At 72.0% G+C, this 26512-nt stretch carries 26 protein-coding genes and 1 tRNA gene; 11 read left to right on the top strand and 16 right to left on the bottom strand.

Annotated features, from left to right (window positions below; genetic code table 11):
* The first annotated feature begins 4 nt into the window (after positions 1-4).
* Together ACIQU3_RS14595 and ACIQU3_RS14590 are read left to right on the top strand one after the other, a co-directional pair.
* Positions 5-1639, top strand: coding sequence for a penicillin-binding transpeptidase domain-containing protein (locus tag ACIQU3_RS14595; RefSeq protein WP_403925206.1), 1635 nt, complete (start codon positions 5-7; stop codon positions 1637-1639).
* Positions 1640-1742: 103 nt separating this feature from the next.
* Positions 1743-3410 carry a penicillin-binding transpeptidase domain-containing protein gene (locus ACIQU3_RS14590; protein WP_403925203.1) on the top strand — a complete coding sequence of 556 codons (1668 nt, stop codon included), beginning with the start codon at positions 1743-1745 and terminating at the stop codon, positions 3408-3410.
* Positions 3411-3555: 145 nt separating this feature from the next.
* On the opposite strand, the gene ACIQU3_RS14585 is transcribed toward ACIQU3_RS14590, so the two are convergent.
* Positions 3556-3921 carry an SsgA family sporulation/cell division regulator gene (locus ACIQU3_RS14585; RefSeq protein ID WP_403732979.1) on the bottom strand — a complete coding sequence of 122 codons (366 nt, stop codon included), beginning with the start codon at positions 3919-3921 and terminating at the stop codon, positions 3556-3558.
* A 168-nt stretch (positions 3922-4089) separates the two neighbouring features.
* Between ACIQU3_RS14585 and ACIQU3_RS14580 the strand changes: the two genes are divergently transcribed.
* The 6 genes from ACIQU3_RS14580 (at position 4090) to ACIQU3_RS14555 (ending at position 8918) form a co-directional block, all read left to right on the top strand.
* Positions 4090-5163, top strand: a complete 1074-nt coding sequence (locus tag ACIQU3_RS14580; protein WP_403732976.1) for an energy-coupling factor ABC transporter permease — start codon at positions 4090-4092, stop codon at positions 5161-5163.
* A 1-nt stretch (position 5164) separates the two neighbouring features.
* Positions 5165-5926, top strand: a complete 762-nt coding sequence (cbiQ, locus tag ACIQU3_RS14575; RefSeq protein WP_403732973.1) for a cobalt ECF transporter T component CbiQ — start codon at positions 5165-5167, stop codon at positions 5924-5926.
* Positions 5914-6681, top strand: coding sequence for an energy-coupling factor ABC transporter ATP-binding protein (locus tag ACIQU3_RS14570; protein WP_403732970.1), 768 nt, complete (start codon positions 5914-5916; stop codon positions 6679-6681). Before cbiQ ends, ACIQU3_RS14570 begins: the two co-directional genes overlap by 13 nt.
* 10 nt (positions 6682-6691) lie before the next feature.
* Complete coding sequence (locus ACIQU3_RS14565) at positions 6692-7153, top strand: MarR family winged helix-turn-helix transcriptional regulator (RefSeq protein WP_403732967.1); 462 nt, start codon at positions 6692-6694, stop codon at positions 7151-7153.
* A 102-nt stretch (positions 7154-7255) separates the two neighbouring features.
* Entirely contained in the window at positions 7256-7702 is a 447-nt protein-coding gene (locus tag ACIQU3_RS14560) for an organic hydroperoxide resistance protein (protein WP_403732962.1), read from the top strand.
* A 40-nt stretch (positions 7703-7742) separates the two neighbouring features.
* Positions 7743-8918, top strand: a complete 1176-nt coding sequence (locus ACIQU3_RS14555) for a serine hydrolase domain-containing protein (protein ID WP_403732958.1) — start codon at positions 7743-7745, stop codon at positions 8916-8918.
* 6 nt (positions 8919-8924) lie between these two features.
* On the opposite strand, the gene ACIQU3_RS14550 is transcribed toward ACIQU3_RS14555, so the two are convergent.
* From ACIQU3_RS14550 to ACIQU3_RS14530, 5 genes are all read right to left on the bottom strand, one after another.
* Positions 8925-9200 carry a DUF1876 domain-containing protein gene (locus ACIQU3_RS14550; protein WP_403732953.1) on the bottom strand — a complete coding sequence of 92 codons (276 nt, stop codon included), beginning with the start codon at positions 9198-9200 and terminating at the stop codon, positions 8925-8927.
* A 72-nt stretch (positions 9201-9272) separates the two neighbouring features.
* Positions 9273-10118 carry an EamA family transporter gene (locus ACIQU3_RS14545; RefSeq protein WP_403925200.1) on the bottom strand — a complete coding sequence of 282 codons (846 nt, stop codon included), beginning with the start codon at positions 10116-10118 and terminating at the stop codon, positions 9273-9275.
* On the bottom strand, positions 10115-10669 hold the full coding sequence (locus ACIQU3_RS14540; protein WP_403925197.1) for a YbaK/EbsC family protein: 555 nt from the start codon (positions 10667-10669) through the stop codon (positions 10115-10117). The genes ACIQU3_RS14545 and ACIQU3_RS14540 overlap by 4 nt, the downstream gene beginning before the upstream one ends.
* Positions 10670-10952: 283 nt before the next feature.
* On the bottom strand, positions 10953-13160 hold the full coding sequence (locus ACIQU3_RS14535) for an MMPL family transporter (RefSeq protein ID WP_403925194.1): 2208 nt from the start codon (positions 13158-13160) through the stop codon (positions 10953-10955).
* Between the two features lie 97 nt (positions 13161-13257).
* Positions 13258-13857 carry a TetR/AcrR family transcriptional regulator gene (locus tag ACIQU3_RS14530; protein ID WP_403732910.1) on the bottom strand — a complete coding sequence of 200 codons (600 nt, stop codon included), beginning with the start codon at positions 13855-13857 and terminating at the stop codon, positions 13258-13260.
* Between the two features lie 155 nt (positions 13858-14012).
* Here ACIQU3_RS14530 and ACIQU3_RS14525 point away from each other — a divergent pair, with 155 nt between their 5' ends.
* Positions 14013-17255 carry a S41 family peptidase gene (locus tag ACIQU3_RS14525; RefSeq protein WP_403925191.1) on the top strand — a complete coding sequence of 1081 codons (3243 nt, stop codon included), beginning with the start codon at positions 14013-14015 and terminating at the stop codon, positions 17253-17255.
* A gap of 68 nt (positions 17256-17323) precedes the next feature.
* Here the strand turns inward: ACIQU3_RS14525 and ACIQU3_RS14520 are convergent, their stop codons facing one another.
* From ACIQU3_RS14520 to ACIQU3_RS14505, 4 genes are all read right to left on the bottom strand, one after another.
* Positions 17324-17548: a hypothetical protein gene (locus ACIQU3_RS14520; RefSeq protein WP_185007610.1), complete on the bottom strand. Its 225-nt coding sequence runs from the start codon at positions 17546-17548 to the stop codon at positions 17324-17326.
* Between the two features lie 76 nt (positions 17549-17624).
* Positions 17625-18509 carry an SDR family oxidoreductase gene (locus ACIQU3_RS14515; RefSeq protein WP_403732901.1) on the bottom strand — a complete coding sequence of 295 codons (885 nt, stop codon included), beginning with the start codon at positions 18507-18509 and terminating at the stop codon, positions 17625-17627.
* A complete protein-coding gene (locus tag ACIQU3_RS14510; RefSeq protein ID WP_403732897.1) occupies positions 18506-19429 on the bottom strand; it encodes an alpha/beta fold hydrolase in 924 nt (307 codons plus the stop codon). Before ACIQU3_RS14510 ends, ACIQU3_RS14515 begins: the two co-directional genes overlap by 4 nt.
* Positions 19426-20949, bottom strand: coding sequence for a flavin-containing monooxygenase (locus ACIQU3_RS14505; protein WP_403925188.1), 1524 nt, complete (start codon positions 20947-20949; stop codon positions 19426-19428). The genes ACIQU3_RS14510 and ACIQU3_RS14505 overlap by 4 nt, the downstream gene beginning before the upstream one ends.
* A 130-nt stretch (positions 20950-21079) precedes the next feature.
* Here ACIQU3_RS14505 and ACIQU3_RS14500 point away from each other — a divergent pair, with 130 nt between their 5' ends.
* Positions 21080-21721, top strand: a complete 642-nt coding sequence (locus ACIQU3_RS14500; RefSeq protein ID WP_403732890.1) for a MerR family transcriptional regulator — start codon at positions 21080-21082, stop codon at positions 21719-21721.
* A 10-nt stretch (positions 21722-21731) separates the two neighbouring features.
* On the opposite strand, the gene ACIQU3_RS14495 is transcribed toward ACIQU3_RS14500, so the two are convergent.
* Positions 21732-22535, bottom strand: a complete 804-nt coding sequence (locus tag ACIQU3_RS14495; RefSeq protein WP_403925185.1) for an exodeoxyribonuclease III — start codon at positions 22533-22535, stop codon at positions 21732-21734.
* Between the two features lie 127 nt (positions 22536-22662).
* On the opposite strand from ACIQU3_RS14495, the gene ACIQU3_RS14490 reads away from it, so the two are divergent.
* Positions 22663-23151 carry a GNAT family N-acetyltransferase gene (locus ACIQU3_RS14490; protein WP_403925182.1) on the top strand — a complete coding sequence of 163 codons (489 nt, stop codon included), beginning with the start codon at positions 22663-22665 and terminating at the stop codon, positions 23149-23151.
* A 128-nt stretch (positions 23152-23279) separates the two neighbouring features.
* Here the strand turns inward: ACIQU3_RS14490 and ACIQU3_RS14485 are convergent.
* The 5 genes from ACIQU3_RS14485 to moaC form a co-directional block, all read right to left on the bottom strand.
* A tRNA-Ala gene (locus ACIQU3_RS14485) sits at positions 23280-23353 on the bottom strand.
* An 83-nt stretch (positions 23354-23436) separates the two neighbouring features.
* A complete protein-coding gene (gene glpR / locus ACIQU3_RS14480; RefSeq protein WP_403732879.1) occupies positions 23437-24651 on the bottom strand; it encodes a gephyrin-like molybdotransferase receptor GlpR in 1215 nt (404 codons plus the stop codon).
* Between the two features lie 172 nt (positions 24652-24823).
* On the bottom strand, positions 24824-25444 hold the full coding sequence (locus tag ACIQU3_RS14475; RefSeq protein WP_403733413.1) for a GNAT family N-acetyltransferase: 621 nt from the start codon (positions 25442-25444) through the stop codon (positions 24824-24826).
* Between the two features lie 23 nt (positions 25445-25467).
* Complete coding sequence (locus ACIQU3_RS14470; protein WP_403732877.1) at positions 25468-25968, bottom strand: molybdenum cofactor biosynthesis protein B; 501 nt, start codon at positions 25966-25968, stop codon at positions 25468-25470.
* Positions 25965-26474 carry a cyclic pyranopterin monophosphate synthase MoaC gene (moaC, locus tag ACIQU3_RS14465; protein WP_403732873.1) on the bottom strand — a complete coding sequence of 170 codons (510 nt, stop codon included), beginning with the start codon at positions 26472-26474 and terminating at the stop codon, positions 25965-25967. The genes ACIQU3_RS14470 and moaC overlap by 4 nt, the downstream gene beginning before the upstream one ends.
* Positions 26475-26512 lie beyond the last annotated feature (38 nt).

Raw genomic sequence — 26512 nt, 5'->3', positions numbered from 1 at the left:
CCCGATGGGCAAGGGGGTCAAGGCTGCCGTCATAGGCGGCGTGTTCGCGGTGATGGTGGGTGGGGCCGGATACGGCGCCTTCAACATCGTGAGCGCGCTGAGCGGTGACGGGGGCGGCACGGACGGGGTCGCCGCGCAGAAGCGGACGGGTCCGCCCGGCAAGGACGAGGTCGAGGAGACCACGGCCGATTTCTTCGAGGCCTGGCAGACGGGCGCGTCCGCGAAGGCCGCCTCGTACACCAACAACGACGCGGCCGCCGAGCGGCTGCTCTCCGCCTTCGCCGACGACGCGCACATCACCGGCGTGAAGATCACGCCGGGATCGGCGAAGGGCACGACCGTGCCGTACACGGTGAAGGCGAAGGTGGCCTACGACGGGAAGTCCGCGGCGCTGAGCTATCGCAGCGAGCTGAAGGTCGTGCGCGGACTGACCACCGGACGGGCGCTGGTGGACTGGCAGCCGTCCGTGGTGCACCCCGAACTGCGCAAGGACGACACCCTCGTCACCGGGCAGTCGGCCACCCCGCCCATCGAGGCCGTGGGCCGCGACGGCTCGGAGCTGACGAAGGGGAAGTACCCCTCACTCGGCCCGGTCCTGGACGCCCTGCGCGACAAGTACGGCGAGGAGGCCGGCGGCACCCCCGGGATCGAGCTGGTCGTCCGGCACGAGGGCGACGGCGCCCCCGACACCCCGCTGCTCACCCTCGCCAAGGGCAAGCCCGGCAAGCTCACCACCACGATCAGCCCGAGCGCGCAGGCGGCGGCCGAGAAGGCGGTCAAGCGGTTCGCCCAGTCGTCGGTGGTGGCCGTCAAGCCCAGCACCGGCGAGGTCCTGGCCGTGGCCAACAACCGCACGGACGGCTTCAACGCGGCCTTCGAGGGCCAAGCGGCGCCCGGCTCCACCATGAAGATCATCACCGCCGCGATGCTCATCGACAACGGCGTGACCTCGATGAACGGCCCGGCCCCCTGCCCCGACACCGCGGTGTGGCAGAGCCAGACCTTCAAGAACCTCACGAACATGAAGCCCAACGAGAACGCCACCCTCGCCCACAGCTTCATGCGGTCCTGCAACACCGCCTTCATCAAGCTCATCGACGAGAAGCCGCTCACGGACGCCTCGCTGACCCGGGAGGCCGAGGACCGCTTCGGGCTGGGGCGGGACGACTGGAAGACCGGCGTCGTCTCCTTCGACGGCAGCGTGCCCGCGGTCGACGGGCCGGATCGGGCGGCGGGCGCCATCGGGCAGGGGCAGGTCCAGATGAGCCCGCTGAACATGGCCTCGGTCACGGCGACCGCCATCACCGGCGCCTTCCGCCAGCCCTATCTGGTCTCACCGAAGCTCGACGGCCGGGAGCTGGCGCGGGCCGAGGGACTGCGGTCGAGCACCGCCGCCCAGCTCAAGCAGATGATGCGGCTCACGGCCACGCAGGGCACCGCCGCCCAGGCCATGGCCGACCTCGGCGGGGGCATCGGCGCCAAGACCGGTTCCGCCGAGGTCGACGGCAACGCCAAGTCCAACAGCTGGTTCACCGGCTTCCGGAACGACATCGCGGCGGCGGCGATGACAGAGGAGGGCGGCCACGGCGGCGACGCGGCCGGGCCGATTGTCGCAGCCGTGCTACGAACAGGTGGCTGATCTCACCTCCGGGAGACGGGACTCTAGGGTGGTGGCCGTCGTTGGGACAGGGGACAGCTGAGGGCGACGGGGACCCTGGGGATTCGCGGAGGAAAGAACAGCAGTGGGCAACAGAAGGCGCGTCGCCGAGCGACGGAAGACGAGTCCCGCCGTGATCGGCGGGGTGATCGCCGTGGTCGTCGCGGGCGGTGGAGCCGGTGCCTACGCGCTGTTCGGCGGCGGTGCCGCCGCCGACGACGGGACCCGCGCGGCGGACGACAAGCCCAAGGTCAAGACCGGCCCGCTGTCGGCGACCGAGGTCACCGAGACGGCGCAGGCCTTCCTCACCGCCTGGCAGTCGGGCAAGGCCGCCCGGGCCGCCGCGGTCACCGACGACCCGGCGGCGGCCAAGTCCCTGCTCACCGGCTACACCAAGGACGCCCACATCAAGGACGTCGCCCTCACCGCGGGCACGCCCGAGGGCGACAAGGTCCCGTTCCGCGCTCGGGCCACGGTGTCGTACGAGGACGCCGAGAAACCGCTGACGTACAGCAGCGCCCTGACCGTGGTGCGCCGTCAGAGCGACGGAAAACCGCTGGTCGACTGGCACTCCGCCGTCGTCCACCCGGATCTGAAGGACGGCGACACCCTGGTCACCGGCGAAGCGGGCACGCCCCCGGTCAAGGCCCTCGACCGGGACGGCGGCGAACTCACCGCGAAGAAGTACGCCTCCCTCGGCCCGGTCCTGGACGGGCTGCGGGAGAAGTACGGCAAGAAGGCCGGCGGCAAGGCCGGCATCGAGCTGCGGGTCGTGCGCGGCAAGGCCGCCAAGGCGAAGGACCTGTCCGACAAGACCCTGGTGGAGCTGAGCGAGGGCACGCCCGGCACAGTGAAGACCACGCTGGACCCGGCCCTGCAGGAAGCGGCCGAGCAGCAGGTCGCGAAGAAGGCCCGGTCGTCGGTGGTCCTGCTGCGGGTGTCGACCGGCGAGATCCTGGCCGCGGCCAACGCCTCCCCCGGCTTCAACACCGCCTTCCAGGGCTCCCTGGCCCCCGGCTCCACGATGAAGGTCATCACCTCGTCGCTGCTGCTGGAGAAGGGCCTGGCCGCGGCGGACAAGAAGCACCCGTGCCCGAAGTACTTCACGTACGGCCACTGGAAGTTCCAGAACGACGACAAGTTCGAGATCAAGAACGGCACCTTCAAGGCGAGCTTCGCCCGGTCCTGCAACACGGCCTTCATCAGCCAGGCCCCGAAGCTGAAGGACGACGACCTGACGAAGGAGGCCCAGCAGGTGTTCGGCCTGGGGCTGAACAACTGGGCCATCGGCGTGCCGTCCTTCGACGGCGCGGTGCCGGTGCAGTCGGCGGCCCAGATGGGCGCCTCGCTGATCGGGCAGGGCGGGGTCCGTATGAACCCGCTGAACATGGCGTCGGTGTCGGCGACGGTCAAGTCCGGCACCTTCCACCAGCCCTACCTGGTCTCGCCGGACGTGGACGGACGCAAGCTGGCGAAGGCCTCGCGCACCCTGCCGGCGGGCACCCTGTCGCAGCTGCGGGAGCTGATGTCGTACACGGCCGCGTACGGCACGGCCGCCGAGGCGATGGCCGGGGTCGGCGGCGACGCCGGTGCGAAGACCGGGTCCGCCGAGGTCGACGGGCAGAAGAAGCCGAACGGCTGGTTCACGGCCTACCGGGGCGACCTGGCCGCCGCGGGCGTGGTCCAGCAGGGCGGGCACGGCGGCTCGACGGCCGGTCCGATCGTGGCGGCACTGCTGAAGGCGGGCAGCTGAAACAGGGGCCGGGACATGTGGGTCCGGAGTGACCGTGACCGGCTGATCGGTGATCGGTGATCGGCCACAACCTCGTGGACCGCCTCGGGCTCACCCGTCCGAGACCGTGGCCGCCGGCGGCCGAGACCGCGGGCAGGCGCGGGGCTCAGTGGGTGACGGGCTCCGCGGCGGCCATGTACGTCCGCCGCAGGAACCGCAACAGCGCCTGCCGCTCGAACTGCACCACCGACACGCCCTGCGCGGAGTGGAACTCCACGACGACCTGCACCCGGCCGCACGGCCACACCCGCACCTCGCCGCTCCCGGCGGGGGCCCGCAGCCCCTCCTCCAGCAGCTCGCGGCCGAAGGTCCACTCGCCTCCCCCGGCCCCGGGCAGCTCCATGCGCACCTTGCGGGGGTCGTGGTCGGGGTCGTAGCGCAGTCTGACCGGAACCGCCTCCAGCTCGTCGACGAGCGGGACGGCCGCGTCCGAGACGATGTGGGCTCGCGCGTACTGATCGACTACGGACATCGGACTGCCCCTTCACCGTGCGCAATCCGAGTGGAAACTCTGCGTCCACTCCCTCTCCAATGTCGCATATTTTCCGGATTGCGCCTGCCGAGGCGCATATATCACGGGTGAGATAAAACGAGCTTCACGCTCTTGCAAACCGTTCGCATCAAGCCACATCATCAAGGGGTGCATGTACCTGACGGATTCATCAACGCGCCCACCTCCGCCGCCACCGGCGTGATCGCCGCGGGCGCCGTCGCCGTGAGCCTGCGCGGCGCGCGTCGCGAACTCGACGAGCGCACGGCGCCGCTGGCCGGACTCGTCGCGGCGTTCATCTTCGCCGTGCAAATGCTGAACTTCCCCGTCGCCGCGGGCACCAGCGGGCATCTGCTCGGCGGGGCGCTGGCGGCGATACTCGTCGGCCCCTGCACGGGGGTCCTGTGCGTCTCCGTCGTCCTGCTGATGCAGGGCATCCTCTTCGCGGACGGCGGTCTGACCGCCCTGGGCGTCAACATCACCAACATGGCGATCGTCACCACGGTCGTCGCCTACGCCCTCTTCCGGGGCCTGGTGAAGGTGCTGCCGCGCACCCGCCGGTCGGTCACCGTGGCGTCCTTCGTCGCCGCTCTGGTCTCCGTCCCGGCCGCCGCACTGACCTTCACCCTGATGTACGCGATCGGCGGCACCACCGACGTCTCGATCGGCAAGGTCGCCACCGCCATGGTCGGCGTGCACGTCCTGATCGGCATCGGTGAGGCCGTGATCACCGCGCTGACCGTCGGCGCGGTCATCGCGGTGCGCCCCGACCTGGTGTACGGGGCGCGCGGTCTAACGCAGAAGCTCAAGCTGCGCGTGAACGGCGAGCTGGTCGACGCGCCCGACGCGCGGCCTGAGCCCGCTCCCGTGGCCGCCCGGACCTCGCACCGCTCGGTGTGGGCGGCGGGCCTGGTCACCTCGCTCGTGCTGGCCGGCTTCGTCAGCTTCTACGCCTCGGCGAACCCCGACGGCCTGGAGAAGGTCGCCACCGACCACGGCATCGACAAGAAGGCCGAGGAGCACTCGGCGGCCGACTCCCCGCTCGCCGACTACGGCGTCAAGGACGTCGACGACGCCCGCCTGTCCGGGGGGCTGGCGGGCGTCATCGGCGTGGGCGTCACGGTCGCCGCGGGCACCGGCGTCTTCTGGGCGGTGCGCCGCCGCCGCACGGACGACACCTCCCCTTCGGAGACGTCGAGCACGACGAGCACGACGAGCGTCTGACATGGGAGCAGGGCACGCGCACAAGCTGTACCGGCACGGGCACTCGCCCGTGCACGGCCTGCCGCCGCACACCAAGCTCGCGGCCGTGTTCGCCTTCGTGGTGGTCGTGGTGTCGACACCACGCGAGGCGATGTGGGCGTTCGCGCTGTACGCCCTACTGCTGGGGGCCGTCGCGTACGCCGCGCGCGTGCCCGCCGGCTTCCTGCTCAGGCGGCTGCTGATCGAAGTGCCGTTCGTCGCGTTCGCGGTGCTCATGCCGTTCGTGGCGGAGGGCGAGCGGGTCGAGGTCCTCGGCCTGTCCCTGAGCGTGAACGGCCTGTGGGGCGCCTGGAACGTGCTCGCCAAGGGCACGCTCGGCGTCGCGGCCTCGGTGCTGCTGGCCGCCACGACCGAGCTGCGCGAACTGCTGCTCGGCCTTCAGCGCCTCAAGCTCCCGCCGCTCCTCGTGCAGATCGCGTCCTTCATGATCCGCTACGGCGACGTCATCACCGACGAGATGCGGCGGATGCGGATCGCCCGGGAGTCACGCGGCTTCGAGGCGAAGGGCGTGAAGCACTGGGGCGTGCTCGCCAAGTCGGCGGGCGCCCTGTTCATCCGCTCCTACGAGCGCGGCGAGCGCGTGCACCTGGCCATGGTCAGCCGCGGGTACGCCGGCTCGATGCCCGTCATCGACGAGGTGACCGCGTCCCGGGCGCAGTGGTCGTACGCCCTCGCCCTCCCCTGCGCCGCGCTGCTCGTCTGTCTGCTGGGATGGACCTTGTGACTGCTTCTCTCGAGGTCTCGGGCCTCGCCTTCGCCTACCCCGACGGACACCAGGCCCTCTTCGGCGTCGACTTCTCGGTCGCGCGCGGCGAGCGGGTCGCCCTGCTCGGCCCGAACGGTGCCGGCAAGACGACCCTGGTGCTGCACCTCAACGGCATCCTGACCGGCGGCACCGGCACGGTGACGGTGGCCGGACTGCCCGTGGACAGGCGGAACATGGCCGAGGTCCGGCGCCGGGTCGGCATCGTCTTCCAGGACCCGGACGACCAGCTCTTCATGCCGACGGTCCGCGAGGACGTGGCGTTCGGGCCGGCGGCGGCCGGGCTCAAGGGGCCCGGGCTCGAGGAGCGCGTGGACCGGGCGCTGGAGCGGGTCGGCATGGCGGAGTTCAAGGACCGCCCGCCGCACCACCTGTCGTTCGGGCAGCGCCGCCGGGTGGCCGTGGCGACCGTGCTGGCGATGGAGCCGGAGATCCTCGTCCTGGACGAGCCGTCGTCCAACCTCGACCCGGCCTCCCGCCGGGAACTGGCGGACATCCTGCGCTCCCTGGATGTGACCGTGCTGATGGTCACGCACGACCTCCCGTACGCCCTGGAGCTGTGCCCGCGTGCCCTGGTCCTCAGCGACGGGGTGATCGCGGCCGACGGGCCGACGGGCGAGTTGCTCTCGGACGAGGGGCTGATGCGGGCCCACCGCCTGGAGCTGCCGTTCGGTTTCGATCCGCGTTCCGTTCCGGCGGCCGGGGCCCGTCCGTGACAATGGGCGCGTGACGAACGAGGAGAGCGACGGATCGCTGCTGCTGGACGAGCAGCTGTGCTTCGCGCTGTATGCCGCGCAGCGCGCGGTGACGGCGGCGTACCGCCCACTCCTCGACGAGCTGGGCCTCACCTACCCGCAGTACCTGGTCCTGCTGGTCCTCTGGGAGCGCGGCGAGACCACGGTCAAGCACCTGGCCGCGGCCCTGCGCCTGGACTACGGCACGGTCTCACCGCTGCTGAAGCGGCTGGAGGCGGCCGGTCTGGTCCGGCGTGAGCGGTCGGCGCGCGACGAGCGGTCGGTCCTGGTGGCCGTGACCGGGCGCGGGGAGGAACTCCGGGAACGGGCGGCGCGGGTGCCCGGCGCACTGCTCACGGTCACGGGCTTCGACGGGACGGAGGCCGGGCGGCTGCGCGCGGAGCTGTGGCGGCTGGCCGAGCGGGCGGAGTCGGCGGCGGACCGGGCCCACTGAGGGTTACCCCCGGTTGCATACCCCCTGGTACGACAGGTCGGTTACCGGCCAGTACCTTGTGCACGATGCTTTTGTGCGCACTTGGTTCCGGGGGAGGACAGCATGACCGACGGCCCCGACGTCGACACCCGCCCGACGAAGATCATGTACGTGGCGGAGGCCACCGCCCACGGCGGCCGTGAGGGCTATGTGACCAGCCAGGACGGTCAGCTCGACCTCAAGGTCGCGATGCCCCCGCAGCTCGGCGGCGACGGCAACGGCACCAACCCGGAACAGCTCTTCGCGGCCGGCTACAGCGCCTGTTTCCACAACGCACTGATCCTCGTCGGCAACCGCGAGGGCTACGACCTGACCGGTTCCACGGTCGCCGCGAAGGTCGGCATCGGCCCGAACCGGCAGCGCGGCTACGGTCTCGCGGTCGCGCTCAGCGTCTCGCTGCCGGTCGTGGACGCGGAGCTGGCGACCCGGCTGGTGGACGCGGCCCACGAGGTGTGCCCGTACTCGAACGCGACCCGCGGGAACATCGAGGTGACCATCCTGCTTGGCTAGGGGGGACCACGAGCACAGCGGCGAGACGAGGAGTACGGGCGTGGACGTTCACGGCACAGTGGCCGGGGGCTTCGAGCCGGTGAGGGACGCGTTCGTACGGAACTTCGAGACACTCGGGGACCGGGGCGCGGCGGTCGCCGTCTACCGGGACGGGCAGAAGGTCGTCGACCTGTGGGGCGGCACCAAGGACGTCGACGGCACGGCTCCCTGGGAGCGCGGCACCGCCCAGGTCGTGCGCTCGGCGACCAAGGGTGTCGCCGCGGCCGTCCTCCTGCTGCTGCACCAGCGCGGGCAACTGGACCTGGACGCGCCGGTGGGGCACTACTGGCCCGAGTTCAAGGCGCGGGGCAAGGAACGGGTGCTGGTCCGGCACGTGCTGAACCACCGCGCCGGGCTGCCGGTGCTCGACCGGCCGCTCACCCCGCAGGAGGCGCTCGACCCGCTGCGGGGCCCGGAGGCGGTCGCCGCGCAGGCCCCGGCCTGGGAGCCCGGCACCGACCACGGCTACCACGCGCTCACCTACGGCTGGCTGGTCGACGAACTGGTGCGGCGCGTGACCGGGCAGAACACCGGCCAGTGGCTCGCATCGCAGGTCACCGGCCCGCTGGGGCTGGACCTGTGGCTCGGCCTGCCGGAGTCGGAGGCCGGCCGGGCCGGTCACGTGGGCCGCGTCGAAGGGGCCGAGCCGACCGGGGGGCTGCGGGCCCGCCCGAAGCGCTCGGTCACCGAGGCCTACGAGGATCCCGCCTCCCTCACCCGCCGGGCGTTCGCCGCGATCTCCCCGTTCCCCGACCAGAACGACCCCGCCTACCGGGCCGCCGCCCTCCCCGCGACGAACGCCACGGCGACGGCGGACGGGCTGGCCCGCTTCTACGCGACGCTGATCGGCGACACGGCCCACGCCGGGCGCCTCTTCCCACGCCTGTTCGCCCCCGAGACGGTGGAACTGGCCCGGGCCGAGGAGTCGGCGGGCCCGGACCGGGTCCTGGTGGTCGGCACCCGCTTCGGCCTCGGCTACATGCTGCACGGCAGCGCCTCGCCGTTGCTCACCCCGGGTTCCTTCGGCCACCCCGGCCGCGGGGGCGCCCTCGGGTTCGCCGACCCGGAGAACGGGATCGCCTTCGGCTACGTCACCAACGGCTTCCGCAAGACGGTGACGGCGGACCCGCGGGCGCAGGGGCTGGTGCGGGCGGTGCGGGGAGTGCTGGACCTCTGAGACCGGCTAGACGTGGATGGGGTGGGAGGTCCGGCCGGACGCCTGGTCGATCTCATCGTGGGCCTTGGTCAGCAACGCCATGGCGAGTTCGTTGAGCGCTCGGGCCCCGGCGATCTCCTCCCCGACCCGCGGCTGATTCGCATCGGTCCGGTGCCGGCTGGCGTGCCCGTGCGCCCGTACCTCGCTGCCGTCGGGAAGCCGGACCATCGCAGCCGCCTTCGTGTGCTGGTCGTCCTCCGTGAACTCCATCTCGACGTGCCACCCCACGGTGGTGTGCATCATGACGATCACCTCCGGAACGCTTAGTTCCAGGGTGCTCCTCCCACCGGCCGGACGCACCCGCCTGGCGGGCCCCTATCCGGTGTGCAGCATCAGCCCGATCCCGACGACCAGCAGCCCCGCCGCCGCGATCCTCGGCGCCCCGAACCGCTCCTTGAAGAACACCGCCCCGATCGCCGCGCCCACGATGATCGACGACTCGCGCAGCGCCGCGATGGGCGCGAGCTCGGCCCTGGTCTGGGCCCACAGGACGAGGGCGTAGGCGGCGACGGACAGCGCGGCGCCGATCAGCCCGATCCCGGCGAAGGGCCGCAGGAGCGCGACGGTCTCCCCACGCCGGCGCCAGACGACGTACGCGGGGATGACCACCCCCTGCACCGCCATCAGCCAGGCGATGTACCCGAGGGAGGACCCGGAGGCGCGCACGCCCAGTCCGTCGACGACGGTGTAGACCGCGATGGTCAGCCCGGTCGCCAGGGCCGCCCCGATCGCCGCCCAGTCGGGCCGCCGCCCGCGCAGCCCCCACAGGGCGACGCCGGTGAGCCCCGCGCAGGACACGGCGATCCCGGCCGCGGCCCACCCGTCGGGCACCTCGTGTGCGAAGAGGGCGGCGAGCAGGGTCACGACCAGCGGCGCGGTGCCCCGGGCGATGGGGTAGGCCTGCCCGAAGTCGCCCAGCCGGAAGGACGTCATCAGCAGGGCGTAGTAGGCGATGTGGACGGCGGCGGAGCCCAGCAGGTAGGGCCACGCCCCGGCCGCCGGGAACGCCACGAAGGGCGCCATGGCCAGCCCGATGACCAGGCCGCCGCCGGAGATCAGCGCGAATCCGGCGGTCTTGTCGGTGATCTTGTGGGCGATGGCGTTCCAGCTGGCGTGGGTGACGGCGGCGAGCAGGACGGCTGCGGTGACCAGCGGGGTCACGAGGTGCGCTCGCGCACGTCCACCAGCGTGGCGTCGGCGTGGGCGACGAGGTCCCGGGGGGCCAGCGGGAACACGGTGTAGGGCGTACCAGCGGCGGCCCAGACGACGTCGTGCTCCAGCAGGGAGCGGTCGGCGAGCACGCGGGTCCGGGTCCTGTGCCCGAAGGGCGGCACGCCCCCGATGGCGTACCCGGTGGTCTCCCGGACCACGTCCACCTTGGCCCGGGTGACCTTGTCGGCGCCGAGCTCCTTGCGGACGAGTTCGAGGTCGACCCGGGAGGCGCCGTCCATCAGCACGAGCACGGGAACGCCTCCCCCAGGCTCTCGGCTTCGCTCGAGCAGGGGGGACCCCCATGCGGCGAAGATCAGCGACTTGCAGATCTGGCTCAGCTCGCACCCGACGGCGGCCGCGGCCTCGGTGGCGGTACGGGTGGCGTCGGGGAAGCGGCGGACCTGCGGTACGAGGTGTCCGAGCCCGAGCTCGCGCAGGGCCTCGGCGAATCGGGGGTGGGCTCCGGAGCCCTCGGCGTCAGTGGCGGCTGTCGTCGTCATGAAGGCACCGTAACGGTGCGTGTATCAGCCACGCGAGTGGGTTCCGGCCAGGCCCGGGGACAGGGGGCCGGAAGACCGGGAGACGAGAAGACCGACACAGGAAACGGGAGACCGGAGACGGGAAACGGGAGACCGGAGACGGGAAACGGGAGACGGGAAACGGGAGACCGGAGACGGGAGACGGGAGACGGGAGGCATGGACACAGGAAGACCGATGCGGGAAGACCGGCGAGGGTCCCCGTCCCCACGGAGCCCTCACCGGCCGGTACTCGCGGCGCCCCCCTCAGGCGCGGACCAGCTCCCTGTTCTCGTCGCCGCGGTCGGTGCGGGTGCGCAGGCCCTCACCCTCCACGTCGACGTTGGGCAGCGCGCGGTCGAGCCACCTGGGGAGCCACCAGGCCCTGCGGCCGAGGAGGGCCAGGACGGCCGGGACGACGGCCATGCGGACGATGAACGCGTCGAAGAACACCGCGATCGCGAGCCCGAAGCCGATCATCTTGACCATCGACTCGGACGAGCCGATGAAGCCCGCGAAGACGGCCATCATGATGACCGCGGCGGCGGTGACGACCCGGGCGCCGTGCCGGAACCCGGTGACGACGGCCTGGGCCGGCTTCTCACCGTGGACGTAGGCCTCCCGCATCCGGGTCACGAGGAACACCTCGTAGTCCATCGCCAGGCCGAAGACCACGCCGACCATGAAGATCGGCATCATCGACATGACCGGCCCGGTCTGCTCGACTCCCATGAGGTCCGACAGCCAGCCCCACTGGAAGACCGCGACGACCGCGCCGAGGGCGGCCATCACCGACAGCAGGAAGCCGAGGGCCGCCTTCAGCGGGACCAGGATCGAGCGGAAGACCACGATCAGCAGCAGGAAGGCCAGGCCGACGACCAACACGAGGTACGGCACCAGCGCGTCGTTGAGCTTCTCGCTGACGTCGATGTTCATCGCGGTACTGCCGGTGACCAGGACGTTCGCGTCGGTGTCCGCCTTGATGTCCGCGCCCGCGTCCCGGATGCCGTGCACCAGGTTCTCCGTCGTGACGGAGGACGGCTTGGAGCCCGGGATCACGGTGATGGTGGCGGTGTCACCGACCTTGTTGGGCTGCGCGGGCGTGATCGTGACGACGTCCTTCAGGCCCTTGATCTCGTCGCCGGTCTCGGCGAAGACGGCCTTCGGGTCGTCGCTGTCCTTCGCGTCGACGACGACCATCAGCGGGCCGTTGAAGCCGGGGCCGAAGCCCTCGGACAGCAGGTCGTAGGCACGGCGCTGGGTGGTGGAGGTGGGCTGGGAGCCGTCGTCGGGCAGGCCCAGTTCGAGGGAGGTCGCCGGGACGGCCGCCGCGCCGAGGCCGATGACGCCGAGCAGCAGGACCGCGACGGGGCGGCGCACGACGAAGCTCGCCCAGCGGGTGCCGAGGTTCGGCTTCTGCGGCGTGGCGGGCTTCTTCGCACGGCCGAGGAGCTTGCCCTTCTCCCCCATCGGCTTCACCTTGCGGCCCGCGTGTCCGAGCAGGGCGGGGACCATCGTCAGGGCGATCAGCACCGCGATGGCCACGGTGCCCGCCGCCGCGACACCCATCTTCGTCAGCATCGGGATGTTGACCACGGACAGGCCGACCAGCGCGATCACCACGGTCAGACCGGCGAAGACCACCGCGGAGCCCGCCGTGCCGACGGCCCGGCCGGCCGCCTCCTCGCGCTCGCGGCCCTCGGCCAGCTCGGCGCGGTAGCGGGAGACGATGAACAGCGCGTAGTCGATGCCGACGGCCAGGCCGATCATCATCGCGAGGGTGGAGGTGGTGGTGCCCAGGTCCAGCGCACTGGCGAGGCCAGTGATCGCGGAGACTCCGATGCCGACGCCGATGAGCGCCGTCAGCAGCGGCAGCCCGGCCGCGACCAGCGAGCCGAAGGTGATGACGAGGACCACCGCGGCGACCGCGATGCCGATGACCTCGCTGGAGCCGGTGTGCGGGACGGCCTGGAGCGCGTCACCGCCGATCTCGACGGTCAGCCCGGCCTTGCGCGCGTCCTGCGCGCTGTTCTCCAGGGCGTCCTTGGCGGCGTCGTCCAGCTCCATGCCGGAGACCTTGTACGACACCTGCGCGTAGGCGATCGTGCCGTCCTTGCTGACGGCCTTCGCCCGGTACGGGTCGGTGACGCGGACGACCTCGGAGCCGTCGGACAGCTCCTTCACGGTGTCCTGGACCGTCGCCCTGTTGCCGGGGTCGGTCATCTTCTCGCCGTCGGGCGCCTTGAAGACGACGCGTGCGGTGGCACCGTCGGCGCTGGTGCCGGGGAAACGCTGCTCCAGCAGGTCGAAGGCCTTCTGGGCCTCGGTGCCGGGGATGGAGAACGAGCTGTTGCCCGCGGCGGGGGCACTGGCCGCGCCGACGCCGGCGAGGGTCAGCAGCGCGACCCATATCAGGGCGACGAGGTGTCGCCGCCGGAACGAGAGCCGGCCGAGTTTGTACAGGAAAGTGGCCACGAGGGCGTACTCCCGGTCAGTCGTGGGGTCTTCAGGGCAGGGGTGATCAGCCCGACGACGTGAGCGGAGACGTCAGGTAGGGGTTGGGCGAGGGGGACTACTCGGTGGGCACGCCGAGGGCGGGGAGGACCACGGCGTCGATGTACGAGATGAGGAACCGTTGTGTCGGAGGCCGGTCGTCGATCAGCGTGCGCGTCGCGAACGCGCCGATGAGCATGTGGACGACGTAGTCCAGCGCCGGACAGTCGGCACGGACCTCGCCTCTGTCGACGGCCCGCTGCACCACCCGGTGGAACTCCGCCATCTCGGGCTCCACGAGGAGTTCCTTGAACGCCTGGAGCAGGTCCGGGTTGGCGTGCACCGCCATGAACAGGCCCCGCATCAGCGCGGCGTTCTGCTGCATGGTGCAGTCGTCCTCACGGGAGGTGAGGGCGTGCAGGTCGCCCCGCAGGGACCCGGTGTCGATGTCGGCGATGTTGCCCGGCTTGTTGTGCCGGATCGCCTTCGCGACCAGCTCCGGCTTGCCGCCCCACTGGCGGTAGAGCGTGGCCTTGCTGGACCGGGTGCGGGCGGCCACGGCGTCCATGGTGAGGGCGTCGTAGCCGACTTCGCGGAGCAGGTCGAGCACGGCCGCGTAGAGCTCGGCCTCACGCTCGGGGGTGATCCGGCTGCGACGCGCGGCGACGGCCTCGGTCACCCCTCTCACCTTCCTGCTTCCGAACGACACGGTTTCGTACGTCACGAATGTAGCGCACCCTCCAAGAAAACGAAACCGTTTCGTACGTGTCGCGCGTCACGGCCGGGCATCCGTCCTGAGTTGCCCGGGTACGTCCCCCGGCAAAGCATGAGGGCGTGACCTATCTGCGTCTGCCGCACCTCCATGACGACCTGCTGTGCTTCGTGGCCGAGGACGACCTCTGGCTGGCCCCGCTCGACGCCCCCGGCCGGGCCTGGCGGCTCACGGTCGACCGCACCAAGCTGGGCCACCCCCGCTTCTCGCCCGACGGCCGCCACCTCGCGTACACGAGCTGGCGCAGCCTGGTGCCCGAGGTCCACGCCGTCCCGGTGGACGGCGGACCGGGCCGCCAGGTGAGCCACTGGGGCAGCGCCGACACCCGGGTCTGCGGCTGGACCCCGGACGGCGAGATCCTGGCCGTGGCCTCGCACGGCGAGCCCTTCTCCTACTTCACCTGGGCCTACAAGGTCGCCCCCGGCGGCGGCCCGGGCCGCAAACTGCCCTGGGGGCCGGTCTCCGACATCCAGGTCGCCGACATCGACGGGGAGCGCAAGTCCCTCCTCCTCACCGGCACCCCACCCCACGAACCGGCCTCCTGGAAGCGCTACCGCGGCGGCGCCACGGGCCGCCTCTGGCTGCACGGCGAACGGCTGCTGGAGGGCCTCGGCGGCCATCTGCACTCCCCCATGTTCGTCGGCGGCCGCATCGCGTTCCTCTCCGACCACGAGGGCGTCGCCAACCTCTACTCCTGCGCCCACGACGGCTCCGGGCTGCGCCGGCACACCGACCACGACGCCTTCTACGCCCGGCACGCCGCCAGCGACGGCACCCGCGTGGTGTACCAGTGCGCGGGCGACCTGTGGATCGTCGACGACCTGTCCCCGCGCTCCGAGCCGCGCCGGCTCGACGTACGGCTGAGCGGGCCGCGGGCGGGGCGACGCCCGTACCAGGTGGCGGCGTCCCGGCACGTCGACGGGCTCTCCGTCGACGAGACCGGGCGGGCCAGTGCCGTCGTCGTGCGCGGCAGCCTGTACTGGCTGACCCACCGGGACGGCCCGGCCCGCACCCTCACCGACACCCCCGGCGTCCGGGTGCGGCTGCCGGAGATGCTCGGCGGCAGCGGACGGGTGGCCTACGTGACCGACGCCGAGGGCGAGGACGCGATCGAGATCGCCTCACTGCCCCGGGCGAGCGGCGAACGGGCGCCCCGCCGCCTGGCCCCGGGCGGCCTGGGCCGCGTGCACGAGCTGGTCTCGGACCCGGAGGGCGAGCGGCTCGCGGTCGCCTCGCACGACGGCCGGCTGCTCCTGCTCGACGTCACGGAGGACTCCGGCGGCGAGGTCACCGAGCTGATCCGGTCGATCAACGGACCCGTGCGCGATCTCGCGTTCTCACCGGACGGTGCGTGGCTCACCTGGTCCCACCCGGGCATCGGGCGGACGCTGCGGCAGATCAAGCTGGCCCGGCTCGCCGACCGGCTGGTCGTGGACGTCACAGGTGGCCGCTTCGAGGACGAGAACCCGGTCTTCACACGCGACGGCCGCTACCTCGCCTTCCTGTCCTGGCGGGGCTTCGACCCCGTCTACGACGTGCACACCGGAGACCTGTCCTTCCCGCTGGGCTGCCGCCCCTACCTCGTGCCGCTGTCCTCCGCGACGCCCTCCCCGTTCGCGGTGAACCCGGAGGGCCGCCCGGCCGCCGGGGGCCTGGACCCGGTCGAGGACGACGGCAACGGGGACGGCGGGGCCGTGACCGTCGAGGCCGAAGGGCTGGAGAGCCGCGTCACGCCGTTCCCGGTGGCCGCCTCCAAGTACTCGGCGCTGCGCCCGGTCGCGGGCGGCGGACTGGTGTGGCTGCGCTGGCCGATCTCGGGCGCCCTCGGCGAGACGTTCGCCAACCCCGACGACACCAGCGGCCGGCCGACGCTGGAGCACTTCGGCATCACCAAGGCCCGGAAGACCGAACTCGCCCAGCACCTCGACTGGTTCGCGGTCAGCGGCGACGGCAGCCGACTGGTGATCGTCGACGAGGGCGAGCTGCGGGCGGTCCCGGCCGACGAGCAGGGCGACAGCGACTCCACCGTCTGGATCGACGCACGCCGCATCCTGCACACGGTCGACCCGGCGGCGGAGTGGCGGCAGGCCTACGAGGAGGCCGGGCGGCTCATCCGGGCCCACTTCTGGGAACCGGGCATGTGCGGCATCGACTGGGACGGGGTGCTGGACCAGTACCGCCCGCTGGTCGAACGGGTCGCCTCCCCCGACGAGTTCGCCGACCTGCTGCGCGAGGTCCTCGGCGAACTCGGCACCTCCCACGCCTACGTCACCGCCGCCCGGCGCAACGAGGGACCTCCCCACTACCAGCGCCGGCAGGGCCTGCTGGGCGCCAACTTCGTTCGCAGGGAAGGCGGCTGGACGGTCAGGCGGATCCTGCTCGGCGACTCCTCCGACTCCAAGGCCCGCTCCCCGCTGGCCGGTACGGGCATCCGCGAAGGCGCGGTCCTCACCCATGTCGACGGCCGCCCGGTGGACCCGGACGCGGGCCCGTATCCGCTGCTGGCCGGCGCGGGCGGCACCACGGTGGAACTGACCTTCGCACCGCCCGGGGACACGACGGGCGGCGGGGGCCCGGCCCGGCGGGTCGCTGTCGTCCCGCTGGTCGACGAGCGCCCGCTGCGCTACCAGGACTGGGTCGCCAAACGCCGTGCGGTCGTACGCGAGTTGAGCGGCGGGCGCTGCGGCTACCTGCACATCCCGGACATGGGCGGTTCGGGCTGGGCCCAGTTCAACCGCGACCTGCGCATGGAGGTGTCCCGCCCGGCGCTGATCGTGGACGTGCGCGGCAACGCGGGCGGTCACATCAGCGAACTCGTCGTCGAGACGCTGAGCAGGACCATCCTCGGCTGGGACCTGACCCGTGACGCCCAGCCGGTGTCGTACGCCTCGAACGCGCCGCGGGGCCCGGTCGTGGCCCTGGCGGACGAGGCGACCTCCTCCGACGGAGACATGATCACCGCCGCGTTCAAGCTGCTGAAGCTGGGCCCGGTCGTGGGGCAGCGCACCTGGGGCGGTGTGGTCGGCATGACCGGCCGCCACGAACTGGGCGACGGCACGGTGATCACGGTGCCGATGAACGCGGCCTGGTTCGACGCCTACGGCTGGTCGGTGGAGAACAAGGGTGTCGCCCCGGACATCGACGTCCTGCGCACCCCGCTGGACTGGGCCGAGGGGCGGCACGCCCAGCTGTCCGACGCGGTGGAGCTGGCGCTCGGGCTGCTGGAGACCAACCCGCCCGCCACACCGCCGACCTACAGCGACGTACCGGACCGCTCCCGTCCGAAGCTGCCGCCCAGGGCGTGAACGCCCCTGCGGCACAAGGGGAAAGGGGCACCCCGCGCAGGGGAGCCCCTTTCCTCGGGCGCGCAACGTCAGGCGTCGTAGTCCTGGTCGAAGCGGTCCTCCTGGTCACGCTCACGCTCACGGTCGCGCTGCGGCTCGGAGCGCTCGCGGTCGCGCTGCGGGTGCGACGGGTCCATGTCCTCGTCGCGCCGGCGACCGCGGCCCTGCACCTGCTCGCGAGCCTGGTCCGCCTTCTGGCGAGCCTGGTTCTGCCACTGCTCGGACTTCTCCTGGAACTGGTCCTTCATACCCATGTGGGTTCACTCCCGTTGGGGGTGAGGGGATCTGGCCCGATCAGATTCACACGGGCCGTGACGCTGCGCATGTCGATCACTTACGGAGCGTAGCCCGCCGCTGTTCGTCGGCGGCCCCACCGGCCCCGACCAGGCCCGTGCGCATGCCCGTCAGCCGGTCCGCGAACCGCCGCATCTCGCGCTGGCCCACCGTCCCGATGACCGCGGGCAGATAACCCCGCACCCCCTGCATGCCGCGCAGCCACCACTGCCCGTACACGTGGCTCGACCGGCGTTCGATCCCCTCCACGAGCCGGTCCACGGCCGGCCCCAGCGGGTACGTCTTGTTGGACGGCCAGGGCAGCCGCTGCCTCAACTCCCGCATGACGTCGTCCTGGTCGGCCCCGCGCACCATGTCCGTGTCGGTCCACGACAGGTATCCCACGCCCACCTTCACACCCCGGTGCCCGACTTCGGCCCGCAGGCTGTGCGCGTACGCCTCCACGCCCGACTTGGACGCGCAGTACGCGGTCATCATCGGCGCCGGGGTGATCGCGGCGAGGGACGCGATCTGCAGCAGATAGCCCCGGTTGCGCAGCAGCGACGGCAGGAACGCCCGGCCGGTCACCGCCGAGCCGATCAGGTTGACCTCGATCACCCGCCGCCAGGACTCCGGGTCGGAATCGACGAAGGGCCCGCCGGTGGCGACACCGGCGTTGGCGACGACGATGTCGACCCGGCCGAAGCGCTCCTCGACCTCGCCGGCCACGCGGACCATCGCCTCGTGATCGGTGACGTCGGCGTGCCAGTGGTCGCTGTCGCTGTGCAGCCGCGCGGAGACCTGCTTGAGCGCGTCCGGCTCCAGGCCGACCAGCGCCACCTTCACCCCGCGGGCGGAGAGCTTGCGGGCCAGCAACTCCCCGACCCCGCGCGCCGCGCCGGTCACGACGGCGACCTTGCCTTCGAGGCTCACCCTGCTCATGCGCTCTCCTCGGATACGACCTGGATGTGTGCGTGGACGAGTTCCCTGATGGTGCCGCTGACCAGGTCGGGCGCCTCGACGGGCGTCATGTGGCCGATGCCGGGCAGCTCGACGATCCCGGTGCACCGCGGCAGCGCGGCGGCCAGGGCCCGGGCGTGCACCGGCGGTGTCAGCCGGTCCGCCGTGCCGCCGATCACGGCCGTGGGCACGTCCAGCTCCCGCACGCCGTGGTCGAGGTCCAGCAGGTCCAGCACCTGCGACCAGGCGTGGCGGACCTTGCGGGGGCAGGCGTGCACGATCCGGGCGCACGCCTCGATCATGTGCGGGGCCGAACCCGGGCCCATCGTGCCGTACTTGAGGATCCGGCGGGCCAGCGGTGTGACCGGCCCGAGCGGAGCGCGGGAGCCGAGGATCCGCCGGGTCACCCAGGTCCGCACTCTCCCGGCCCGCATCGGCACGACGGTGGAGGCCGCGACCAGCTGCGAACTGCCCGTGCTGCACAGCAGGACGGCGGCCGCGTGCGCCCGGAAGGCGGCTCTCCCCGAGGCCGCCATCACGGTCATCCCGCCCATGGAGTGCCCGGCGATCACGGCCTGTTCGCCCGGCGCGAGGGTGGCCGTGAGAACGGCTTCCAGGTCGTCGGCGAGCGCGTCGGCGCTGCACGCGGGGCTCGCGGGGCTGCGCCCGTGGCCGCGCTGGTCGTAGGCGATGACCCGGTGATCGGCGCAGAGGTCCCGCAACTGGGCCGCCCAGAAGGCGGTGGAGCAGGTCCAGCCGTGGGCGAGGACGACGGCGGGCGCGCCCTGCGGCCCGTGCACCTCGACGTGCAGGCGGGCGCCGTCGGCGGAGACCGCGGTCAATTCACGCACCGGGGCGGGCGGGGCGTACGGGCCGGAGTCGGCGTGCAGGAGACGGCTCACGCGTCCGCCTCCGCCTTCTGTGCCGGGGCTGCCTTCGTCGCCGCTGGCGCCCGCAGCACGTCGTACTCACCGAGGTCCACCCGCCGGGTCGCCCGCCGGAACTCCCCGGTGGTACCGGGCCAGATGGTGGTGTTGCGGCCGCTCGCGTCGAGGTACCAGCTGGTGCAGCCACCGGTGTTCCACACGGTGCGCCGCATGCGTTCCTGCACCTGCTGGTTCCAGGTGCGCACGGCGTCCGGGCGGGCGTCCAGGGCGACCCGGCCCCCGAGGACGTCGAGCTGGCGGACGTAGTCGGCGAGGTAGTTCAGCTGGGACTCGATCATCAAGATCATCGACGAGTTCCCGAGGCCGGTGTTGGGTCCGATGATCGTCATCCAGTTGGGGAAGCCGGCCGCCGAGGCGCCGCGCAGGGCCTCCATGCCGCCCTTCCACGTCTCGGCGAGGGTCCGCCCTTCGGCGCCCACCACCCGCTCGGCGATGGGCATGTCGGTGACGTGGAAGCCGGTGCCGAAGACGATCGCGTCGACTTCGGCCGCACTGCCGTCGGCGGCGACGAGGGTCGAGCCGCGGACCTCGGTCAGCCCGCTCGCGACGACGTCCACATTCGGCTGGGCGAGCGCCGGGTAGTAGTCGCTGGACAGGAGGATCCGCTTGCAGCCGATGCGGTAGTCCGGGGTGAGCTTCGCCCGCAGGGCCGGATCCTTGATGGCGCGGGCCATGTTGCGCCGGGCCAGGTCCTCGATGAACCCGAGCTGCCCCGGATGCTTGGTGAACGCCTGGACCTGCAACTCCCGGATGCCCCACAGCAGTCCGCGCCGAAGCTGCGAGGTGAAGGGCAGCTGCCGGTGCAGCCACCGCTCGGCGCCGCTGATGTTCCGGTCGACGCGGGGCATGACCCAGGGCGCGGTGCGCTGGAACAGGGTGAGCCGCGAGACGTCGGGCTGGATCGCCGGCACGATCTGCGCGGCCGAGGCACCGGTGCCCACCATCGCCACGCGCTTGCCGCGCAGGTCGTAGTCGTGGTCCCAGCGGGCCGAGTGGAACACCTTGCCCGGGAAGGACTCCAGCCCGGGGATGTCGGGCACCTTCGGGTCGGACAGCGGACCCGTGGCCGACACCACCAGGTCCGCCGACAGGTTCCCGCTGCTGGTCTCGATGTCCCAGCACAGCCGCTCGCCGTTCCAGGTCATCCGCTTCACCTCCGAGTCGAAGCGGATGTGCGGCCGCAGCCGGAACACGTCCGTCACGTGCTCCAGATAGGCGCGGATGTGCTCCTGCCCCGAGAAGGTGCGCGGCCAGTCGGGGTGGGGTGCGAAGGAGAAGGAGTAGAGGTGCGACGGCACGTCGCATCGGCATCCCGGGTAGCTGTTGTCCCGCCAGGTACCGCCGACACTGCCCGCCCGCTCCAGGACGACGAAGTCGGTGACACCCTCACGGCGCAGCCGCACGGCCGCCCCCAGCCCGCCGAAACCGGACCCGACCACCGCGACCCGCACATGCTCGTGTTCACGCTCGCCCACGCCGACACCTCCACACACCACGAGAACCGTGCCAGTGAACACTGGCGCAATGGGAGCGTAGGGCAGCGGCGTACTGATGGGTAGGGGGCGGGACAAGGAAGTTACCCGCAGTACGCCTTAAGGTGCCCAGGTGGCCGAGAAGCGTGAATACCGCATGGAAGAGCTGGCCCGCCTCGCCGGGATCACGGTGCGCACCCTGCGCTTCTACCGCGAACGCAAACTGATCCCCCCGCCCCGCCGCGAGGGCCGCATCGCCTGGTACGATGACCACCACCTGGCCCGGCTGCGCACGATCACGGCCCTGCTGGAACGCGGCCACACCCTCAACGGCATCGCGGAACTGGCCGAGGCGTTCGACCACGGCCGGGACGTCGGCGACCTGCTCGGCGTCGGCGGCCCCACCGAGGAGGAGCCGGTCCACCTCACCCCCGAGGAACTCGCCGACCACTTCGCGGGCGAGGCCACTCCGGAGAACCTCGCCGCCGCCATGGAACTCGGCTACCTCGGCACCGACGGCGAGGAGATCGTCCACATCAGCCGCCGCCTGCTCGACGTCTCGTCGGCCCTCGTCCACGAGGGCATCCCCCTCGCGGAGGTCCTCCAGGCCGCCGCCCAGGTCCGCACCCACGCCGACGCCCTGGCCGACCTCTTCACCGACCTGGTCACCCGCCACGCCACCCCCCAGGACCTCCCCCGCCTGCGCCCGCTGGCCCGAAGCGTGGTGGAGGCAGAACTGTCACTGGCACTGGACCGGAGAATGCGAAGGCCCTAGCGGGCGGGTCCTAGCGGTCGTAGACGACGGTCACGGGGGCGTGGTCGGACCACCGCTCGGCGTGCGTGGCGGCCCGCTCCACGAACCCCTTCACCGCGCGCTGGGCGAGCCCCGGGGTGGCCCCGTGGTAGTCGATCCTCCACCCCGTGTCGTTATCGAAGGCCCGCCCCCGGTACGACCACCACGAGTACGGTCCCTCGGTGTCCGGGTGCAGGGTGCGGACGACGTCGACGTAGCCGCCGTCGGCCGGGTCGAAGACCCCTCCCAGCCATTCCCGCTCCTCCGGCAGGAAGCCGGAGCTCTTCTGGTTGCCGCGCCAGTTCTTCAGGTCGGCCCGCTGGTGGGCGATGTTCCAGTCGCCGCAGACGAGCACCTCGCGGCCCTCGGCCGCGGCACGCTCCCGCAGCCCCTTCAGATAGGCGAGGAACTCGCCCATGAAGCGTTCCTTCTCGTCCTGGCGCTCGGTGCCGACCTCGCCGGAGGGCAGGTAGAGGGACGCGACGGTGACTCCGGGCAGGTCGATCTCCACGTACCGCCCGCTGCCGTCGAACTCCTCCGAGCCGAACCCGATCCGCACCCGGTCGGGCTCGCGGCGGCTGTACAGGGACACCCCGGCCCGCCCCTTGGCGGCGGCCGGCGCGTGCACCACGTGCCACCCCTCGGGCGCGCGGACGTGCTCCGGCAGCTGCTCCGGCTCGGCCCGCACCTCCTGGAGGCACAGCACATCGGCTTCCGTCCCCGCGAGCCACTCCACGAAGCCCTTCTTCGCGGCGGCACGCAGCCCGTTCACATTCACAGAGGTCACTGTCAGCAAAGCACTCTCCTCGACATCACAGGCGACCCCATCGGCAGGACCCGTTGTCGGAGGTCACAGTGAGCACCCCGGCACGATACCGGCACGCTGGACGAGGTCCAGTTCCGGATCGAATACGGTAGCGGCCATGCACATACGCCGGGTCTCCTTCGACCACCCCGACGCCGTGAAGCTGAACGACCAGGTCCAGGCCGAGTACGCGGTCCGCTACGGCGACGACGGCGACGCCACGCCCATGGCCGTCGCGGACTTCGAGCCGCCGAACGGCGTCTACCTGATCGCGTACGACGAGTACGGCACCCCCGTCGCCTCGGGCGGCTGGCGCGCCCAGGACGCCAACGGCGAGGGCAACCTCGACGGCGACGCCGAGCTCAAGCGCATGTACGTGGTCGACGGCATGCGTGGCCGGGGCTTGGCCCGCCGCATCCTGGCCGCCCTGGAGGAGGACGCCCGCTCGGCCGGCCGCGTCCGCATGGTCCTGGAGACCGGCACCAAGCAGCCGGAGGCCATCGCCCTGTACACGTCCAGCGGCTACGAGCCGTGCGCCAAGTTCGGCTACTACCGCTGCCACGAGGCGAGCCGCTGCTTCGCCAAGGACCTGCGGCCGGCCGGCTGACGGCCACTCAGCGACGGGTCCGGCTGTGGCCCGTGTCACGCGGCGCGGGCCGCCGCCCGTCGCCCACCGTCCGGGGCCTGAACACACGTCAGAGCCCGGTCGGTTTCCCGACCGGGCTCTGAGCTGCGTGGACCTGAGGGGATTTGAACCCCTGGCCCCCTCGATGCGAACGAGGTGCGCTACCGGACTGCGCCACAGGCCCTTGCAACGAGTGAAACTCTAGCACCCCGATCGGCCTGCTTGGAAATCCGTTCCCCAGGGGCGGTCACCTGCGGCTTCGCGGCGCTACTCGTTGGCCGCCCGGGGGCGCCCCCCGTCCTCGTACTGGTCGAAAAGCGGCGTGCGGCCGCGCTCCCGGGCCCGCCGGGCGGAGGCGGCGCGGCGGGCGTCGGTACGCCCGTCGTCCTCGCCGTCGCCGGTGTCCGGGGCGGGCGGGTGCGGCTCCGCCGGGTGGTCGCCGGAGTCGCTCTCCGCCTCCGGGGTCACGGTGCTCGACCGGGCCGAGCTCCAGGTGTCGGGGGCGCCGAGGTCCACGTCGCTGGTGGCCCGCGGGGCGACCGGGGCCGTCACGTACGTCGGCAGCGGCACCGGCACCGGATCCCAGCTGTCGCCGCCCTGCCCGGGCCGCCGCTGGCGCTCGCGCTGCTGGTCGACCCACTCCGCGTGGTCGGTCTGCTCGACGAGGGCGCGCCGGTCCGCCGCGAGGGCCGACAGACCGGGGTCGGCGACCGGCTCGGATCCCTCCTCCGGCTCGTCGCTCTCCTCTTCGGCCAGGGCACGCCGACGGGGCTGGCGCTGCCGCTCGCGCAGGCGCTGGGCCGCCGCCTCGGCCGTGCGGCGGTCCATCTGGTAGGCGAAGCGGCGGCGCTCCTGGGAGCGCAGATAGGCGATGTAGACGCTGAGCATGATCGCGGGCACGCCGGGGGCCCACAGGAACGCGAGCCCTCCGACGGCTGCGACGATCGCGCCGAGAGTGAAGGCGAGGAACAGCATGATGGTGGTGCGCCGACGGCGCGCGAGCACCTTCGAGCGCCGGGCTCGTGCTGCGGCCGCCCGGTCCGCCTGCGCCGAGGCGCTGCGGCGGGCGGCGGGCACCCGTTCCCGGGGGCGCCCGGAGCGCGCCGCGGCGGGTGCGGGCGTCTGCGGGGTCTGAGGTTCGGGGTTCGGCGTGCGGGCCGGCTGCCCCGGGGCGGAAGACGGTACGGGTGCCTGGGTCTGCGGACGGGTCTTGGACACGGCGAAGGCCCGGACGTCCACCGAGTCGGTGACGGCATCCGGGTCGTCGGCGTCCTGCTCCCCCTCGTCGGCGGAGCGCGCCCGCAGGTCCTTGGCGTACCGGCGCTCCATTCCCGCCCGTCCGGACAGCAGCCGGATGGCGGTGCTGAAGCGTTCCGTCGGACGGGCCTCGTTCAGCTCGTCCTGCCTACGGAGCCACATCGGCACCAAGTAGGCGGCCCAGGCCCCGACAATGACTGCGTAGATGAGGCCGCTGCTGCTCACGTCTCACACCGTAGAGGGGTTTGTGTGAGGCCATCTGCCAATTGAGCCGGTGTGTCGCACGATCTGGCTGATATTTCGAACTTTTTTTGCGACCGATGCGATCAGCAGACCACCCGGGCCGGGAATTCATTGCCCCGAGACGGTCACCGCTCGATCAATTTCGAACATGCATTCAATTTCCGGGGTGCTGTCGCATTCCCGGATTACTCCGCGATCGCGACCGGTGCCAGCGCCTCAGCAGCCCGTCCGGGACTTCCTCGGCCGTGAGGGCGAAGACGAGATGGTCGCGCCATGCTCCGTCGATGTGGAGATAGCGCGGCCGCAGCCCCTCCTCGCGGAATCCGAGTTTCTCCACGACCCGGCGGCTGGGCCCGTTCTCCGGTCGAATGCAGACCTCGATGCGGTGCAGCCCGACGGTGCGGAAACAGTGGTCCACGACGAGCGCCACCGACGTCGGCATCACCCCGCGCCCGGCCACCGACTCATCGACCCAGTACCCGACGTGCCCCGAGCACATCGAGCCCCAGGTGATCCCGGCGACCGTCAACTGCCCGACCAGCCGCCCCTGGTACTCGATGACGAAGGGCAGCATCCGGCCCGCGTTCGCCTCCGCCCTCAGATGGCGGACCATCTGGCGGTAGGTCGGGCGTTGCGTCACCGGCCCGCCCGGCGTGGGCGGCGGGATCGTCGCCTCCCAGGGGCGCAGCCAGTCGCGGTTGCGCCGGTTGACCTCGCGCCAGGCCCGCTGGTCGCGCAGCTTTATGGGCCTGAGGACGATGTCGCCGTCCACCAGTTCCACGGGCCAGGATGGGCTGTTCAGCTCGCACCCCCACTGCCGGGTCTGGGGTGGTCGCCGCCCCGGAGCTGTTCGACGGCGTGGATCAGCAGCGGCTCCAGGACGGCGAGGCCGTCCTTCACCCCGCCGCTGGAGCCGGGCAGATTGACGATCAGCGTGCGGCCCGCCACTCCGGCCAGGCCCCGGGAGAGCGCCGCGGTCGGCACCTTCTCCCGGCCGTACGCCCGGATGGCCTCGGCGATGCCCGGCACCTCGTGGCCGATCACGCGGCGGGTCGCCTCGGGGGTGCGGTCGGTGGGCGAGATGCCCGTGCCTCCGGTGGTGACGATGACGTCGTAGCCGGCGTCGACACCGGCGCGCAGCGCGGCCTCCACCGGGTCGCCGTCGGGGACGACCTGCGGGCCGTCGACCTCGAAGCCGAAGCCCTTCAGGCCGTCGGAGACCATCGGGCCGCCCTTGTCCTCGTAGATCCCGGCGGCGGCCCGGTTCGAGGCCGTGACGACGAGAGCGCGATAGGTCATGAGCGGCTCCAGTCGCCCGACTTGCCGCCCGTCTTCTCCTCAACCCGTACGTCCGTGATGACCGCTCCCTTGTCGACCGCCTTGACCATGTCGATCACGGTGAGCGCGGCGACGGAGACCGCGGTGAGGGCCTCCATCTCGACGCCCGTGCGGTCCGTCGTCTTCACGGTGGCCAGGATCTCCACGGCGTCGTCCGCGACCGACAGGTCCAGTTTCACACCGGACACCGACAACGGGTGGCAGAGCGGGATCAGGTCGGGGGTGCGTTTGGCGCCCATGATCCCGGCGATCCGCGCGGTCGCGAGGGCGTCGCCCTTGGGGACGCCCTCGCCGCGCAGCAGCTCGATCACACGGGGCGAGACGAGGACCCGCCCGCTGGCCCGTGCGGTGCGCGAGGTCACGTCCTTCTCCGACACGTCGACCATGCGGGCGGCGCCCGCCTCGTCGATGTGCGTCAGCCGGTCCGGCGTACGGCCGTCGTGCGGGGATGGGTCCTGCGTGCTCATGCTGTGTGGCGCTCCCGGTCCGGGCCCGGCGCGGTGCG

It is taken from the genome of Streptomyces sp. NPDC101110 (assembly GCF_044759525.1).
Taxonomy (GTDB): domain Bacteria; phylum Actinomycetota; class Actinomycetes; order Streptomycetales; family Streptomycetaceae; genus Streptomyces.
Note: the sequence above shows the minus strand (reverse complement) of the source record. Positions and strands in the feature narration are given on the sequence as shown.